The 12,972-nt window shown below is 58.3% G+C and carries 15 protein-coding genes; 4 read left to right on the forward strand and 11 right to left on the reverse strand.

The features are described 5' to 3' along the window. Positions 1-526: 526 nt before the first annotated feature. From HMPREF3101_RS02735 to HMPREF3101_RS02745, 3 genes are all read right to left on the reverse strand, one after another. A complete protein-coding gene (locus HMPREF3101_RS02735; RefSeq protein ID WP_141737325.1) occupies positions 527-1,120 on the reverse strand; it encodes a regulatory protein RecX in 594 nt (197 codons plus the stop codon). Continuing rightward, positions 1,110-2,222, reverse strand: a complete 1,113-nt coding sequence (recA, locus tag HMPREF3101_RS02740; RefSeq protein WP_070462396.1) for a recombinase RecA — start codon at positions 2,220-2,222, stop codon at positions 1,110-1,112. The genes HMPREF3101_RS02735 and recA overlap by 11 nt, the downstream gene beginning before the upstream one ends. A 155-nt stretch (positions 2,223-2,377) precedes the next feature. After that, a complete protein-coding gene (locus HMPREF3101_RS02745; RefSeq protein WP_070462397.1) occupies positions 2,378-2,593 on the reverse strand; it encodes a DUF3046 domain-containing protein in 216 nt (71 codons plus the stop codon). A 65-nt stretch (positions 2,594-2,658) separates the two neighbouring features. Here HMPREF3101_RS02745 and HMPREF3101_RS02750 point away from each other — a divergent pair, with 65 nt between their 5' ends. From HMPREF3101_RS02750 to HMPREF3101_RS02760, 3 genes are read left to right on the forward strand one after another with little or no spacing between them, the layout of a single operon-like run. Beyond that, the gene (locus tag HMPREF3101_RS02750) at positions 2,659-3,267 is read left to right on the forward strand and encodes a biotin transporter BioY (RefSeq protein WP_070462398.1); all 609 of its coding nucleotides are present in this window, start codon (positions 2,659-2,661) and stop codon (positions 3,265-3,267) included. After that, on the forward strand, positions 3,267-3,956 hold the full coding sequence (locus HMPREF3101_RS02755) for an energy-coupling factor ABC transporter ATP-binding protein (protein ID WP_070462399.1): 690 nt from the start codon (positions 3,267-3,269) through the stop codon (positions 3,954-3,956). The genes HMPREF3101_RS02750 and HMPREF3101_RS02755 overlap by 1 nt, the downstream gene beginning before the upstream one ends. Next, positions 3,953-4,567 (forward strand): energy-coupling factor transporter transmembrane component T family protein, encoded by a 615-nt coding sequence (locus HMPREF3101_RS02760; protein ID WP_070462400.1) that lies wholly within the window; start codon positions 3,953-3,955, stop codon positions 4,565-4,567. The genes HMPREF3101_RS02755 and HMPREF3101_RS02760 overlap by 4 nt, the downstream gene beginning before the upstream one ends. Positions 4,568-4,583: 16 nt before the next feature. On the opposite strand, the gene HMPREF3101_RS02765 is transcribed toward HMPREF3101_RS02760, so the two are convergent. From HMPREF3101_RS02765 to pgsA, 4 genes are all read right to left on the reverse strand, one after another. Beyond that, positions 4,584-5,405: a PspA/IM30 family protein gene (locus HMPREF3101_RS02765; protein WP_070462401.1), complete on the reverse strand. Its 822-nt coding sequence runs from the start codon at positions 5,403-5,405 to the stop codon at positions 4,584-4,586. Between the two features lie 129 nt (positions 5,406-5,534). Beyond that, the gene (locus HMPREF3101_RS02770; RefSeq protein WP_070462402.1) at positions 5,535-5,888 is read right to left on the reverse strand and encodes a helix-turn-helix domain-containing protein; all 354 of its coding nucleotides are present in this window, start codon (positions 5,886-5,888) and stop codon (positions 5,535-5,537) included. 8 nt (positions 5,889-5,896) lie between these two features. Continuing rightward, entirely contained in the window at positions 5,897-6,448 is a 552-nt protein-coding gene (locus HMPREF3101_RS02775) for a CinA family protein (protein WP_070462403.1), read from the reverse strand. After that, positions 6,441-6,974, reverse strand: a complete 534-nt coding sequence (gene pgsA, locus HMPREF3101_RS02780; RefSeq protein WP_070462404.1) for a CDP-diacylglycerol--glycerol-3-phosphate 3-phosphatidyltransferase — start codon at positions 6,972-6,974, stop codon at positions 6,441-6,443. Before pgsA ends, HMPREF3101_RS02775 begins: the two co-directional genes overlap by 8 nt. 36 nt (positions 6,975-7,010) lie before the next feature. Between pgsA and HMPREF3101_RS02785 the strand changes: the two genes are divergently transcribed. After that, entirely contained in the window at positions 7,011-7,298 is a 288-nt protein-coding gene (locus HMPREF3101_RS02785) for a YciI family protein (RefSeq protein WP_070462405.1), read from the forward strand. Here HMPREF3101_RS02785 and HMPREF3101_RS02790 read toward each other — a convergent pair. From HMPREF3101_RS02790 to HMPREF3101_RS02805, 4 genes are all read right to left on the reverse strand, one after another. Then, positions 7,295-8,470, reverse strand: coding sequence for a TerC family protein (locus HMPREF3101_RS02790; RefSeq protein WP_070462406.1), 1,176 nt, complete (start codon positions 8,468-8,470; stop codon positions 7,295-7,297). The genes HMPREF3101_RS02785 and HMPREF3101_RS02790 overlap by 4 nt on opposite strands. A 189-nt stretch (positions 8,471-8,659) precedes the next feature. Then, entirely contained in the window at positions 8,660-11,719 is a 3,060-nt protein-coding gene (locus HMPREF3101_RS02795; RefSeq protein ID WP_070462407.1) for an FtsK/SpoIIIE family DNA translocase, read from the reverse strand. Between the two features lie 60 nt (positions 11,720-11,779). Further along, on the reverse strand, positions 11,780-12,406 hold the full coding sequence (locus HMPREF3101_RS02800; RefSeq protein WP_070462408.1) for a TIGR03085 family metal-binding protein: 627 nt from the start codon (positions 12,404-12,406) through the stop codon (positions 11,780-11,782). 38 nt (positions 12,407-12,444) lie between these two features. Beyond that, positions 12,445-12,918 (reverse strand): hypothetical protein, encoded by a 474-nt coding sequence (locus tag HMPREF3101_RS02805; protein WP_141737326.1) that lies wholly within the window; start codon positions 12,916-12,918, stop codon positions 12,445-12,447. Between the last annotated feature and the right edge of the window lie 54 nt (positions 12,919-12,972).

Raw genomic sequence — 12,972 nt, forward strand, 5'->3', positions numbered from 1 at the left:
TGCATCAGGAAACAACACAGGCCACAGTGGTGGTTATGGCATGGGTACAGGTGGCGCACCACTTCACGGTGCCGGCACAGGTGCAGCAGCCGCGGGTCAACACACGCAGGCACGCTCCACAGGGATGACCGCAGCACCAATGGCTATGGGCATCGGTAGTGGTCAAGGACAGCAACGTAAAGCCACCAAATTCAAGGCAGTGACAAGTGCAGTCGAACGCGAAGGCAACATCCAAGTCCTACTCGGTCAAAGCAAACCAGTGCTACCAGACGTCATCGACCACAGAGTCCGCGAATAACCCACAACCCACAACCAGCTGGATCCAGCCTGCGGGCACGTGATGCCCATACCCGCAGCCATCCATCTCCCCCCGCCACAGTTCCCGGCTCGGAGCCGGGTTCTCCGCCGCGCGGAAAACAACGCCCGGAATTCCCGCCTTTGCCTCACAGCCAATCTGTGCCACTCCAGGTTTAAGCCAAGACTGGAGCAGCAACACTGTTCAGCAACACCCCGCACCAAGCGCGCATCAGTCGAAAGATTCGATGCGCGCTTCTAATTCACTGCGCGCCACCCGCATGGTCAGCTCGGAAGAATAACCGCGGCGCGCGAGCATCCCAACGACACGCCGCAAGGCTTTGTCATACTCCGCCCTACCAGCCGGCGGCTGTTTGACCTCTCGCACCTTCTTCTGCGCCAAAGCGCGTGCCTGACGTTCCTCGTCCTCGGCACTGATCTGTTCTAATGCTTCTGCACGCACATGCGCCGCGACCCCCTTTTCACGCAGCTCCAAATCAAGGGCCCGGGAAGACTTTCCCCGCGTTGCCGCGCGCTGGCGCACCCACTCGGAGGCAAACCGTGCGTCGTCTAAAAGCAAGTTCTGCTCAAGCGAATCCAGTACCTCATCAACAAGCTCAGGCGCAAACTCCAGCTTGAGCAAACGTTCACGCAGCTCATGGCGTGAACGCTGCCGCTGATCCAGCAGTCCGAGGGCACGCTTGCGAATCGGCGCAAGCGCGTCTTCTTTGCAAGAGTCAAAGAGCTGCCCGCCCTCAAAGTGCTCAAGGGCCTGCTGCAGTTTCGCTACCTTGCTGGCAACATCGCGCTCCTGGCTATGCGTCATCGTCCTCATCGTCGAAGTCAACGTTTGGCACCATGTCAATCGCGTCGTCCGTCAGCGCGTCATCCTCGTCCGTTTTACCCGCGTACTTGCCAACGCCCAAAGCCTTGAAAATCTTGTCCTCAATCTCATCGGCCAAGTCAGGGTTGTCCTTGAGGAACTGGCGGACCTTCTCCTTACCCTGGCCCAGCTGCTCACCTTCGTAGGTAAACCAAGAGCCGGACTTCTTCACAATGCCGTTGTCCACGCCCATGTCAATGATGGAGCTTTCGCGCGAAATGCCCTCGCCGTACATGATGTCGAACTCCGCGATCTTAAACGGCGGGGACACCTTGTTCTTGACCACCTTGAGCTTGGTGCGGTTACCAATGGAATCCTGGCCGTCCTTCAGCGTCTGGATTCGGCGCACGTCACAGCGCACGGATGCGTAGAACTTCAGTGCCTTACCGCCCGTTGTGGTCTCCGGGGAGCCAAACATCACGCCAATCTTTTCACGCAGCTGGTTGATAAAGATGGCGGTAGTGCCGGAGTTGTACAGCGCACCGGTCATCTTGCGCAGTGCCTGAGACATCAGGCGGGCCTGCAGACCAACGTGGCTATCCCCCATCTCGCCTTCAATTTCCGCCTTCGGCGTAAGCGCTGCCACGGAGTCAATCACAATGATGTCAATGGCGCCGGAGCGCACCAGCATGTCTGCAATTTCCAGAGCCTGTTCACCGGTATCTGGCTGGGAAACCAGCAGGTTATCCGTATCTACGCCCAGTTTCGCCGCGTAGTCCGGATCAAGTGCGTGCTCCGCGTCAATAAACGCAGCGATACCGCCAGCCTTTTGTGCCTGGGCGATGGCGTGCAATGCCACCGTCGTTTTACCCGAAGACTCCGGCCCGTAGATCTCTACAACACGCCCCCGGGGCCAGCCACCAATGCCAAGAGCAACGTCGATTGCAGTGTTGCCGGAGGAGATGGACTGAATTGGCGGGCGCTTGTCCTCGCCCAGGCGCATGATCGCACCCTTGCCAAAGTCCTTCTCAATCATTGCCATTGCCGCATCAAGTGCGTTTTGGCGGTCATTGCCCGCAGCAGCGGTCTTCTTCTTTGCAGCCATGTTTTTCTCCTTAGGATTTTTATTGCTTATAGGTATTAGACGTTGGCTACCAGTGGTTCGGTTCCCTCGCAGCCGAAATTCATCCTAATTTCCTTAAGCACACACGAAACACCTTACACGCAAGGGTGTTCGATTAAAGGTAGGTGCGCGAAATATTATTTCCCGGGCCGGTCTACTCCCAAACGCCGTTCTGCGGGCACGTCAAAGGCATTGCACAGCCCCTCCCACACCTCACGAGGATCGACACCACTTTCGATGAGCTCGCCTGCCGTCAAGTTACTAGAGGCAAGCACTTGGGAGTGGATAATCCATTCCGCACGCTCCGGGCCAAACTCATCACGTACAAGCTGGTGGAATTCCGTCAATCGCATACGGCCAACCTACCTAAGTACCCCTGATTACCACGCATTGAACAGTGTTCAGGTAGATTTTTCGCATGACCTACTCTCAATCTCCCCAGGCAAATACAGCCTCAACGTCCCGCAGCTCTAACGCAACTGCAACTGATATCGCCTACATCGCCGTCTTCGCTGCCATCATCATGGTGCTTGGTTTTGTTGCCATCCCCGCCGGAGTATTCGGTGTGCCGATCGTCCTGCAAAACGCCGCTGTGATCCTGGCGGCCCTCGTCTTGGGCAGCCGCCGCGGGTTCCTCACCACGTTGCTTTTCTTGGCAGTGGGCCTTGCCTTCCCGGTACTTGCGGGTGGGCGCACCACTATCGCCGCACTTGGCGGTCCCACCGTGGGCTACCTCGTTGGATATCTCATTGCAGCGCTTGTCGCTGGAGCAATCGCCTACCGTGCGCCGTTTTCCGCAAACCGCGCTGTAACCACCGGCATGCTCATCGTCGCGGGCTACCTCGGCCTGTTTTTGCAGTACCTCTTTGGCGTGTTCGGCATGATGATTCGCCTGGATCTTTCCTTCGGTGCCGCGTGGGCCGCCCAGATACCGTTCCTGTTGCCGGACGCCATCAAGGTGGCCGTTATGATCGCAATCGCCCTTGCAGTTCACGCTGCGTTTCCTGACCTTCGCGGCAAGCGCTAATGCCCACCATCGAGTTCCGCGGCGCAGCAGTTACCTACGACGGTAAACAGATCCTCGCGCCGCTTAGCTTCACCCTTACTGAGCAGCGCATTGGCATCATCGGCTCCAACGGCTCTGGCAAATCCACCGCTGTGCGCCTGATTAACGGCTTGATCGACCCAACTGAAGGTGACGTGCTTGTAAACGGTATGTCTACCACGAAGGATGCAAAGACGATCCGCAAACAGGTCGGCTTCGTATTCTCCGATGCGGAGAACCAGATTGTGATGCCGCGTGTAGCCGATGATGTCGCGTTTTCGTTGCGCCGTTTCAAGCTGCCCCGCGCCGAGCTCCAGTTACGCGTTGGTGCTGTTCTTGAGCGATTCGGACTGGCTAACCACGCCGAGCACTCCCCTCACACGCTTTCCGGCGGTGAGAAGCAAATACTTGCACTCGCATCAGTCCTGGTCACTGAGCCGGAAACCATTATTTGCGACGAGCCAACCACGCTTCTAGATCTTCGCAATCGGCGCCGCATCATCCGTGAGCTCATGGCGCTTAAACAGCAGCTCATTGTCGTGACACATGATCTGGACATGCTGCGGGACTTCGACCGCGTGCTGGTGCTGAATGATTCGCAGCTCCTTTTCGACGGCACCCCGAACGCCGCCATCGATTTCTACATCGACCTGATGGAAACAAAGCCGTGATTAGAGAACTCCCTTTAGGCGTCTATATCCCCGGCACTACGTGGCTGCACCGCGCGAATCCTGCGTGGAAGTTTGTGGCGCTGGTGGTATTCATCATCGTTGCAACGTTTGTGCCAAATTCCCCATGGCAATCCATGATTGCCCTGGCGTTGGTGTTGGCGCTTTACATCTGGGCGCGGATCCCCATGAAGATAGCGTGGCGCCAGTTGGTACCACTGCTGCCAGTCTTGATTCTCCTAGGCGTATTTTTGGTGTGGCAGAACGGACTCGATGCAGCACTGACCAGCATGGTCTCTCTGCTAGCCACCATCGCGGCGGCGAACCTGCTTACCCTGACAACCACTGTCGAAGCACTGCTTGACTCCCTTGATAAGGCATTGCGGCCGCTTGCCCGCTTCGGTGTGCCAGTAGATCTGATCAGCTTGACTATTGCACTGACGATCCGTTTAATCCCCCTGATGCTTCAAACGGCCAACGAGGTGCTTGACGCGCGCAAAGCGCGTGGCGCTGGCTTCTCAGTGGCCGCTTTTGGTACCCCCCTGGTTATCCGCGCCGTGCGACGCGCCCGCATGATTGCGGAAGCACTTGTCGCCCGCGGCGCGGTTGATTAACCCGCAAGCCTAAACGCTACTCGCCGCGCAGTTCGCGCATACGCTGCGCCACTGCGTCATCAGAAACCTCGGCGCCTGCGTTGTTGCCCTGCTCAATCGCAGGCTTCGCGCCAGAAGTCAGCTCACCGGCCATCTCAGCACGGATCTGCTCCAGGCGGCCGTGACCAGCCATCTGGATACCGACCTGCTCTACCTCAGCCATACGGCCCTGGATAGAGTTCTGGGCCAACTCTGCTTGGCCAAGAGCGTTGGCGTAGCGGCGCTCAATCTTGTCACGCACCTGATCCAGGTTCGGGCCCGACGCAGTAATAGCGTTCATGGACTGCATGGTCTCAGAGACCTTCTCCTGCATCTTGGCCTGCTCAAGCTGGCTCAGAAGCTTCGTACGCTCGTTCACCTGCTGCTGCAGCTGAGCAGCGTTGCGCTCAACTGCCTGCTTCGCGGAAGATGCCTGCTGCAGTGCCTGGTCATGCAGCTGCTTGGTGTCTTCAACACCCTGCTCCGCAGTCACCAGTTGTGCAGCAAACGCCTCAGCAGCGTTTTCGTATTCCTGCGCCTTCTGTGCGTTACCGTCAGCGCGAGCCTTGTCAGCCAGCTGCAGTGCCTGGCGAGTGTTGGCCTGCAGCTTCTCCACATCCTCCAGTCGGCGGTTAAGCTGCATCTCCAGCTGACGCTGGTTGCCAATCACAGCAGCTGCCTGCTGGCTCAGCGCTTGGTGCTGGCGCTGAGCCTCATTAATTGCCTGCTCAATCTGGACCTTCGGGTCAGCGTTCTCCTCGATCTTGCTGTCGAAAAGCGCCATCAGGTAGTTCCAGAACTTCTTGAACGGATTCGCCATTGGTTAGATAAACCTTTCGTGGAAAATGATGTTTCTGCGTAACAACTGTAGACGCGATGCCGACTCCCCGCTTACGCAAGACCTCTAAACAATCTATGCCCCACCCCAGTGGGGCGCTCTCTAGCGGTGCTAGGCCTCTGCCGCAGCCGGAGTCGTGGTGCGCAATTCCTCCGTCAAAGAGGGCAGGGAGAGATTTGCCACAGCTTCGAGCAGGACCTCAGACACCGTGGTGTCAAGCGCCTGGCAGATGGAGGCGAGCACCTCCGAGGACACTTCCTTACGGCCCCGCTCCAGCTCAGAGAGGTAGCCCGGAGAAACCAAAGCCTGGGTCGCTAGCTCACGAAGTGACACGCCCTTGTCCGCGCGAAATGCGCGCAGCGACATCCCCAGTGCCTCACGCAGCAGAGGTTCCTTCACCGGCGCGGTTCGGATTAGCGGCGCGGTGGTTAACGGTTGGTCTAAAAGCAGAGTCGTTGTTGCCATCATGATTCCTAACGGATCAACCCCGTAGTTTGTTCCCCAAGTGCATGCAAGACCCCGATCAGTGCAGCATCCACGGCTGAATTCCTGATGTCATTGCGGGTTCCGGCAATCACACGCTGCGGCTCAGGCGCATCCGGAACTAATGCATATCGGGTCTGGTTCGCCGGCAACAAATCCGCAGCCAAGCTAGATGCAGTCCAGTTCGGCCCAGCAAGGCCAATCCAGACCTCGCCCACCGGGTGACCATCTTGGAGGTCAGGGCCTGCCACGCCAGTTAGAGCCACTGCCCAGTCACTGCCGCAGGCTTGCCGGCAGCCACGAGCCATTTCACGTGCAACTGCAGCGGAGACCACTCCTTCGCGCTGCACAACGTCAGCTTCTACCCCAGCGAGTGCAACCTTCAGATCCGTGGCGTAAGTGATCAAACCGCCGCGCAGCACGTCCGATGCTCCAGGGATGGCTGCAACACGAGCGCTGGCCAAACCTGCGGTCAGCGACTCACAAAAGGAAATGGTTTGGGAGTGTTTTCGCAGGGCGTCTACAACCAAAGGCTCAAGCATTAGCTTTCTCCGCGTCAATCAGATACTGGACACCGGTGACCACTGTCACGGCTGCGGCAATGATCATCACTACGAGTGTAGGAATATCCATCCACGCCGGCAGCGGGCAAAGGTAAAGCGCAATACCCACGGTCTGCAGGACGGTCTTGAGCTTGCCGCCTTTCGACGCCGGGACGACGCGACCACACCGCAGCATCCACATGCGCCAGAACGTAATACCCAACTCGCGCGCCACAATCAGCACGGTGATCCACACCGGCAAGGTGGATGCGATATTGAGCGTGACCATGGCGGTGATCATCAGCGCTTTGTCTGCAATCGGGTCAGCGATTTTGCCGAAATCCGTAACCAGACCACGGGCGCGGGCAATATCGCCATCCAGTTTGTCTGTAATCATCAGTGCAACAAAGAGACCGAAGGCCCACCACCAGCGCTGATCGAGAACCAACCAGGCGAATACTGGGATAAACAGGATGCGCAGACTGGTCAATATGTTTGGCAGATTCCAATTGGACTGCTTGGCCATAGCGTTACTCACGCCATCCACCCTAGACTGCCATTCATGAGATATTTCGCTTGCACCTATACCTATGCCTCTGACGCTGAGCTTGTAGACGCCACGCGGCCAAAACACCGCGAGTTCATCGCAGGTCTCCTTAAGGCTGGAAAGATCGTCGGCTCCGGGCCATACCTCGAGGGTGGACAGGCCCTGATCATCATTCAGCTGCCAGATACCGCTGGAATTGCAGAGGCAGAAGCGTTGATGAATCAGGACCCGTATGTAGCTGCCAATGCGCTTGCGAACCGGGATATCCGCGAATGGAACCCCGTTGCAAATATCTTCACCTAACTCTTCTTGCCGCCGCGGGCGACATGCAAGTGATCGGTTTCGCGTGAACCGGTCGCTGTGTGGTCGCCCTTTCCGGAGGTCGCCGGATCATCAATCCACTCGATATGGTGGCCGAACTTGTCCACTTTGCGACGGTTACCGTGGTCATCAAAGTCAACGTGGTACTTCTTGTCGTCCGGTTGACGGCGCCCAGCCTTGAGATCTGCACGGTCCTTGATTACGGACGCAATTGCAGTCACTACGAGTACTCCGACAATCACGCCGAGGGAGGTGACCGTCCCGATTTCCGGCACGCCCAAGCCCTCTCCGCCGTTGATGAAGGACAGATTGTTCTCATGCATGGCGTGCAGCAGCAGCTTCACACCGATGAAGCCGAGCACGACTGCCAGGCCGTATGGCAGGTAGACGAGTTTGTCCAGCAGACCGTTCAGCAGGAAGTAGAGCTGACGCAGACCAAGCAGCGCAAACGCGTTGGCAGTGAACACCAGGAACGCTTCCTGGGTGATGCCGTAGATGGCCGGGATGGAATCGAAGGCGAACATCACGTCGATAAAGCCAATGGACAGCAGCGCGACGAACAGCGGGGTTACAGCCCGCTTGCCAACCTGTGTGCGTGATACCAGTCGGTCACCGTGGTACGAGCTGGTCACCGGGATGACCTTGCGCAAGGTCTTGACCACGAGCATGTCGTTCGGGTCCGGATCCTCTTGGTCCGTGGCTTCGTCGTAGACAAGCTTGATCGCGGTATAGATGAGGAAGGCGGCGAAGAGGTAGAACACGTCCGACCATGCCTCGATAATCACGGCACCAAGCAAAATGAACAGCAGTCGGAAGATCAGCGCCATCACAATGCCGATCAGCAGCACCTTCTGCTGGTACGCGCGCGGGATCTTAAATGCACCCATGATCAGCGCAAACACAAACAGGTTATCTACGGAAAGCGAAAGCTCCGTGATGTAACCCGTGAAGAACTGGATGCTGTGTTCCGCGTCCCACAGCCACCACACAATCCCGCCGAAAAGGCAGGCCATGAGCATGTAGAACGCGGCCCAGCCGCCGGATTCTTTCATGGACGGCTCGTGCGGGGTGCGCACGTGGGAAACAAAGTCGAAGATGAAGAAGCCAAGGATCACGGCGGATGTGATCAGCCAGATAGACAAAGGCACATGCATATGTGCGTCAACCTCCGGTCCATAGTACGAATAACTGACCGGAGGTCTCCCCCACCTGCACGAGCGGCGGGCTGCTCGGACCGGGGTTTGAAGTTGAAGAACTTCAAGCACCGTGTTGACGATCCAGAGCACTTGCGGGGTACTCCCCTCCAACGAGGGGCAATGCTACATCAGGTTCACCCGCATGACCTAGAACGCCCCGCCGGTTGGGTTATATGTGGCGGTTACAGTGTGTGTATCGGAGTCGCCGGGGCCGGAGCCGGGGCCAGTGTCGGTGGTGGCGGCGTCGGTGGCGTCGTCAAGCAAAAGCTCCTCCTTCGGCGCTTCGGCAGGATCGGCGCCCTTGATCATCCAGATGATCGTCTCAAGCTCCTCGGGTTTGACCAGCACTTCGCGGGCCTTCGAGCCCTCGGACGGGCCGACAACGCCACGGGATTCCATGAGATCCATCAGGCGACCTGCTTTGGCAAAGCCGATCCGCAGCTTGCGCTGCAACATGGAGGTAGACCCCAGCTGGGAAGTAACCACAAGCTCCACCGCTTCGAGCAGGTCATCGAGGTCTTTACCAATGTCATCATCAATGACCTTGGCCTCGGACTGCTTGTCCTCGGTGACACCTTCGACGTATTCGGGTTCGTCCTGGGACTTCGCGGCGTCTACAACCGCCTGGATTTCCTCATCCGTAACAAACGCACCCTGCAAACGCTGCGGCTTGCCAGCACCCTGCGGGATGAACAAGCCATCGCCCATACCGATGAGTTTCTCAGCACCCGCTTGGTCCAAGATCACTCGCGAGTCCGTCAACGACGAGGTTGCAAACGCCAGTCGCGACGGCACGTTGGTCTTAATCAGTCCGGTAACCACGTCTACCGAGGGACGCTGCGTTGCCAGCACCAAGTGAATACCGGCGGCACGAGCCTTCTGTGTGATGCGCACGATGGAGTCTTCGATCTCCTTCGGCGCCGTCATCATCAGATCCGCAAGCTCATCCACCACACAAACGATGAAGGGGTACGGACGCATTTCACGCTCAGAGCCGGCAGGTGCCGTGATCTCGCCACTTAAAACCTTGCGGTTGTAGTCCTTGATGTGGCGCACGCGCGCAGACTTCATGTCCATGTAGCGCTGCTCCATCTCCTCAACCAACCACTGCAACGCAGCCGCCGCCTTCTTCGGTTGGGTGATAATCGGCGTAATCAGGTGCGGAATGCCCTCGTATGGTGTCAGCTCCACCATCTTCGGGTCCACCAAAATCAGACGCACTTCCTCCGGCGTTGCACGGGTAAGCAGCGAAACCAGCATAGAGTTCACAAATGCCGACTTACCGGAACCGGTCGAACCGGCAACCAGCAGGTGCGGCATTTTCTGCACGCTTGCGGAAACGAAGTCGCCTTCAATGTCCTTGCCTAGGCCGATAAGCATCGGATCCGGGTCTGCTGCAACCTTCGGGGCATCCAGTACGTCACGCAGGCGCACCATCTCACGGTCTTGGTTGGGCACCTCAATACCCACTGCAGACTTACCGGGGATCGGGGTCAGCAGACGCACGTTATCCGTTGCTACGGCGTAGGCCAGGTTGGATTGGAGGTTGGTGATCTTGGACACCTTCACACCTGGTCCCAGCTCAACCTCGTAGCGGGTCACTGTCGGGCCACGGCTGAAACCGGTGACGGTCGCGTCCACGTGAAATTCATCGAAGACGTCCGTGATGGCCTCGATCATGCGGTCGTTGGCCTCAGTGCGCGTCTTCGGTGCATTGCCGGGCACCAGCAGGCTTGTCGACGGCAACGTGTACTCCCCCGTCGCCACCTTTCGCGCCTCCTGCTGCGCAGACTCCGCCGGCGCTGCTGGTGCGCTGGCTTTCTCCACCGCAGCCGCATCGACACCACTGCGCGCGAGGATGGCCTGGCGCATCGCCTCACGTGAGGTGCCCACCGCATCCGGCGCGGCAGTTGCAGGCTGCGGCCTCGTTGCAGGCTCACGGTCCAGGACCCGAGTTTCTTCGGCTGTGTCATGAGTTACGTCGTCGGCGAAGTCATAGACTGTGTCGGGACTCGTCAGGCTCCTGGTGTCTTCACCCATGTCACCGCCTGCAGGGTAGTTATCCATCGGCGTGCGGGTTGGTGCAGGAGCAGGCGCCGGCGTCGGACGTACTCGCGGACGACGTGCCGGACGCGGGCGCTCAACCACCGTCGTTGCTTCCGAATCACGCGGGCGACGTTCGCGCCCCTCAGCTATGTCCTCCAGGTCTCGGTCAACGTGACGGTAGCGGTCATCACCGCCAGCGTCCTCATCCTCGAAGAACTCTTCCTCACCCTTCTCACGCAGTCGGCTAAAGAGCCCAACCAGGTAGTCATAGGTCTGACGCGTAGTAATACCGGTTGTCTTCAGCGCTCCGTACACGATGAGCAGCGCGAGCAGTGGCACAGCCACAAACGGAGTAAAGGCCACAGACAGGACACCACCGACGAGTGTGCCGATGGCGCCGCCGGCAATCTTGCGTGTCTCCCAATCCGCCGGAGTTCCCGCAAACACGTGAATCATGCCCAGCATTCCCACCGCGATAATGCTGATGCCCAGTGCTACCCGGCCTCGTACCGCATTGGGCGTACTGACATTGAGCATCAACGCAATCGCAATACCCACGAGGACAATCGGCAAAATCAGCGCACCAGCGCCAATCACCCAATGGCAAGCCTGTGCAATAACACCGCCAACTGGGCCTGCGATATCCATCCATACGGACGCACCAATGATCGCGGAAAGTCCGATAAGCACCAGGCCCCATGCATCTGCGTGAACATTGATATCTTCGCTGTCACGTTCCCTCATGGGATCTGCCGGTTCCTCCTCGACTTCCACCTTTGCGCGCGACCTTCTCCTGCGCGGTACATCTTCCTGCTCAGCATCATCAAACTCAGCATCATCAAACGAAGAGTCAAACGGATTAAAGTCCGCTTCCTCTTCATCGCGCTTCCGGCGCCGGTTGCTCAATCCCGACCCCAAGCCTGCAACCGCAGACCCCACCCAGCGGGTTGCAGAGCCCAACGTACTGCCAACCACCCTTGTGGCAGACCCAACGCGCTCATTAGCAGTATCCGCGGCCACCATAGATGACGTCGGCGGATGTGTCATGGACGCTGGTGCACCGTAATCGCGATCGCGCGTGGACGCGTAGCGACTACCCGAAGTCCCCCTCGAGGCGGGGTGCGAGCGCGGCGAACGTGGTGCCGGGTTTTTGACAGACATGGGTGTAACTCTAATACCTCAAGTCACATCTGCCCCAGTTGCCACACCGACATAGGAGTTCTAAATCTGTCGCTTGAGCCCCTCAAGTGCCGACGTATTGCCGCTAAAAGCTACATCCACAGCGTCTCTGCCTGACACCCAAAGCAACAATTCGCCCGGCACACCACTGACGCGAAGCACGTTATCCCCCCGCTCAGCCACTCCAGCTTTCCCACCAGCAGTAATAGGCGGCAGATCCTCTGGGGTAAGCACCACAGGTACCTCATTGCCACGCAACGTCAACGCAGCAAAGCGTTTCACGTAACGCATCAGATCAGTATTGACTGCCTTGCTGAACTCACGCGGCTGAACTTCTCCCCTACCCCGCCGCACATCCTCGTGGTGGATGAAATGCTCAGCGCCATTCATCTTCGCATCTACAGCCGCAAGCAGCGTCGGCGGTCCGGCCGCCCATTCACGTACTACATCCTCATACGGGCGCGCCTTTTGCTTTTGCGTCTCGCGTTCTAACAGCGGCTTGGCCGCCGAGATCAAAATGCCCGGTGCTGCCCACGGTTTGCGTTCACGGATCAACAAATGCACAGCCAAATCTTGGGTGTCCCAGCCGTGGTTGAGGGTTGGGGCGTCCGGGCCAACGTCCAGAAGCAAAAGCCCAAGACGCTCACGCTCTCTTTGTGCAAAAGTCATGGCCCTAGCCTAGCCGCCCCGAGACTGAACTGCTCCCCTTAGAACGGCAGCGAAGAGCCGCTCCCGCTAGACAGCTGCCTGCTCATGTCGTTGTAGCTGCGGATGATCGGGGCGATCTGCGCAACGGTTGGATCCACAGTCACCTGGATGCCGCCCGGACCCCAGCCAAGGTCAGTAGCTGGCTTGCCGTCAACGTAGCAACCGCTAACACCACCCTTGGCGTTCATCAAACACATGATGGTGTCCTTCTCATAGCTACCAATCACCCGAATACCCTGCACGCTGGGATTACGGAAGTTCGGATCCCCCGGACGAATCACGTCATAGAGTTTCCATGCCGAGGCGTAGCCGGGCTCGAAAGGAACCTCGGTCCCCGGTGGCAACGGGCGGCCACCCGTCCAATCCACATCCTGGTCCGCAAGTGCTGCGGGCGCAAGCATCATCGTGGCTGCAGTCGCAGCAGCCGCCAACAGTCCAGCAGTCTTCTTTGCAGTTCTTGTTGCAGTCCTCATGCCCCAGATTTTTACACGGCCCGCCAAAACGTGTCTACCCCCTAGGCCACATTA

The sequence above is a fragment of the Corynebacterium sp. HMSC29G08 genome (assembly GCF_001806875.1).
In the GTDB taxonomy this organism is placed as follows: Bacteria; Actinomycetota; Actinomycetes; order Mycobacteriales; family Mycobacteriaceae; genus Corynebacterium.

Excerpts from the sequence above, each read along its gene's own strand:
- HMPREF3101_RS02790 (WP_070462406.1), bottom strand. The coding sequence starts at position 8,470 with ATGCATGTGCCTTTGTCTATCTGGCTGATCACATCCGCCGTGATCCTT.
- HMPREF3101_RS02805 (WP_141737326.1), bottom strand. The coding sequence starts at position 12,918 with ATGAGGACTGCAACAAGAACTGCAAAGAAGACTGCTGGACTGTTGGCG.
- HMPREF3101_RS02735 (WP_141737325.1), bottom strand. The coding sequence starts at position 1,120 with ATGACGCATAGCCAGGAGCGCGATGTTGCCAGCAAGGTAGCGAAACTG.
- HMPREF3101_RS02755 (WP_070462399.1), top strand. The coding sequence starts at position 3,267 with ATGCCCACCATCGAGTTCCGCGGCGCAGCAGTTACCTACGACGGTAAA.
- HMPREF3101_RS02750 (WP_070462398.1), top strand. The coding sequence starts at position 2,659 with ATGACCTACTCTCAATCTCCCCAGGCAAATACAGCCTCAACGTCCCGC.
- pgsA (WP_070462404.1), bottom strand. The coding sequence starts at position 6,974 with ATGGCCAAGCAGTCCAATTGGAATCTGCCAAACATATTGACCAGTCTG.
- recA (WP_070462396.1), bottom strand. The coding sequence starts at position 2,222 with ATGGCTGCAAAGAAGAAGACCGCTGCTGCGGGCAATGACCGCCAAAAC.
- HMPREF3101_RS02800 (WP_070462408.1), bottom strand. The coding sequence starts at position 12,406 with ATGACTTTTGCACAAAGAGAGCGTGAGCGTCTTGGGCTTTTGCTTCTG.
- HMPREF3101_RS02770 (WP_070462402.1), bottom strand. The coding sequence starts at position 5,888 with ATGGCAACAACGACTCTGCTTTTAGACCAACCGTTAACCACCGCGCCG.
- HMPREF3101_RS02785 (WP_070462405.1), top strand. The coding sequence starts at position 7,011 with ATGAGATATTTCGCTTGCACCTATACCTATGCCTCTGACGCTGAGCTT.
- HMPREF3101_RS02775 (WP_070462403.1), bottom strand. The coding sequence starts at position 6,448 with ATGCTTGAGCCTTTGGTTGTAGACGCCCTGCGAAAACACTCCCAAACC.
- HMPREF3101_RS02765 (WP_070462401.1), bottom strand. The coding sequence starts at position 5,405 with ATGGCGAATCCGTTCAAGAAGTTCTGGAACTACCTGATGGCGCTTTTC.
- HMPREF3101_RS02745 (WP_070462397.1), bottom strand. The coding sequence starts at position 2,593 with ATGCGATTGACGGAATTCCACCAGCTTGTACGTGATGAGTTTGGCCCG.
- HMPREF3101_RS02795 (WP_070462407.1), bottom strand. The coding sequence starts at position 11,719 with ATGTCTGTCAAAAACCCGGCACCACGTTCGCCGCGCTCGCACCCCGCC.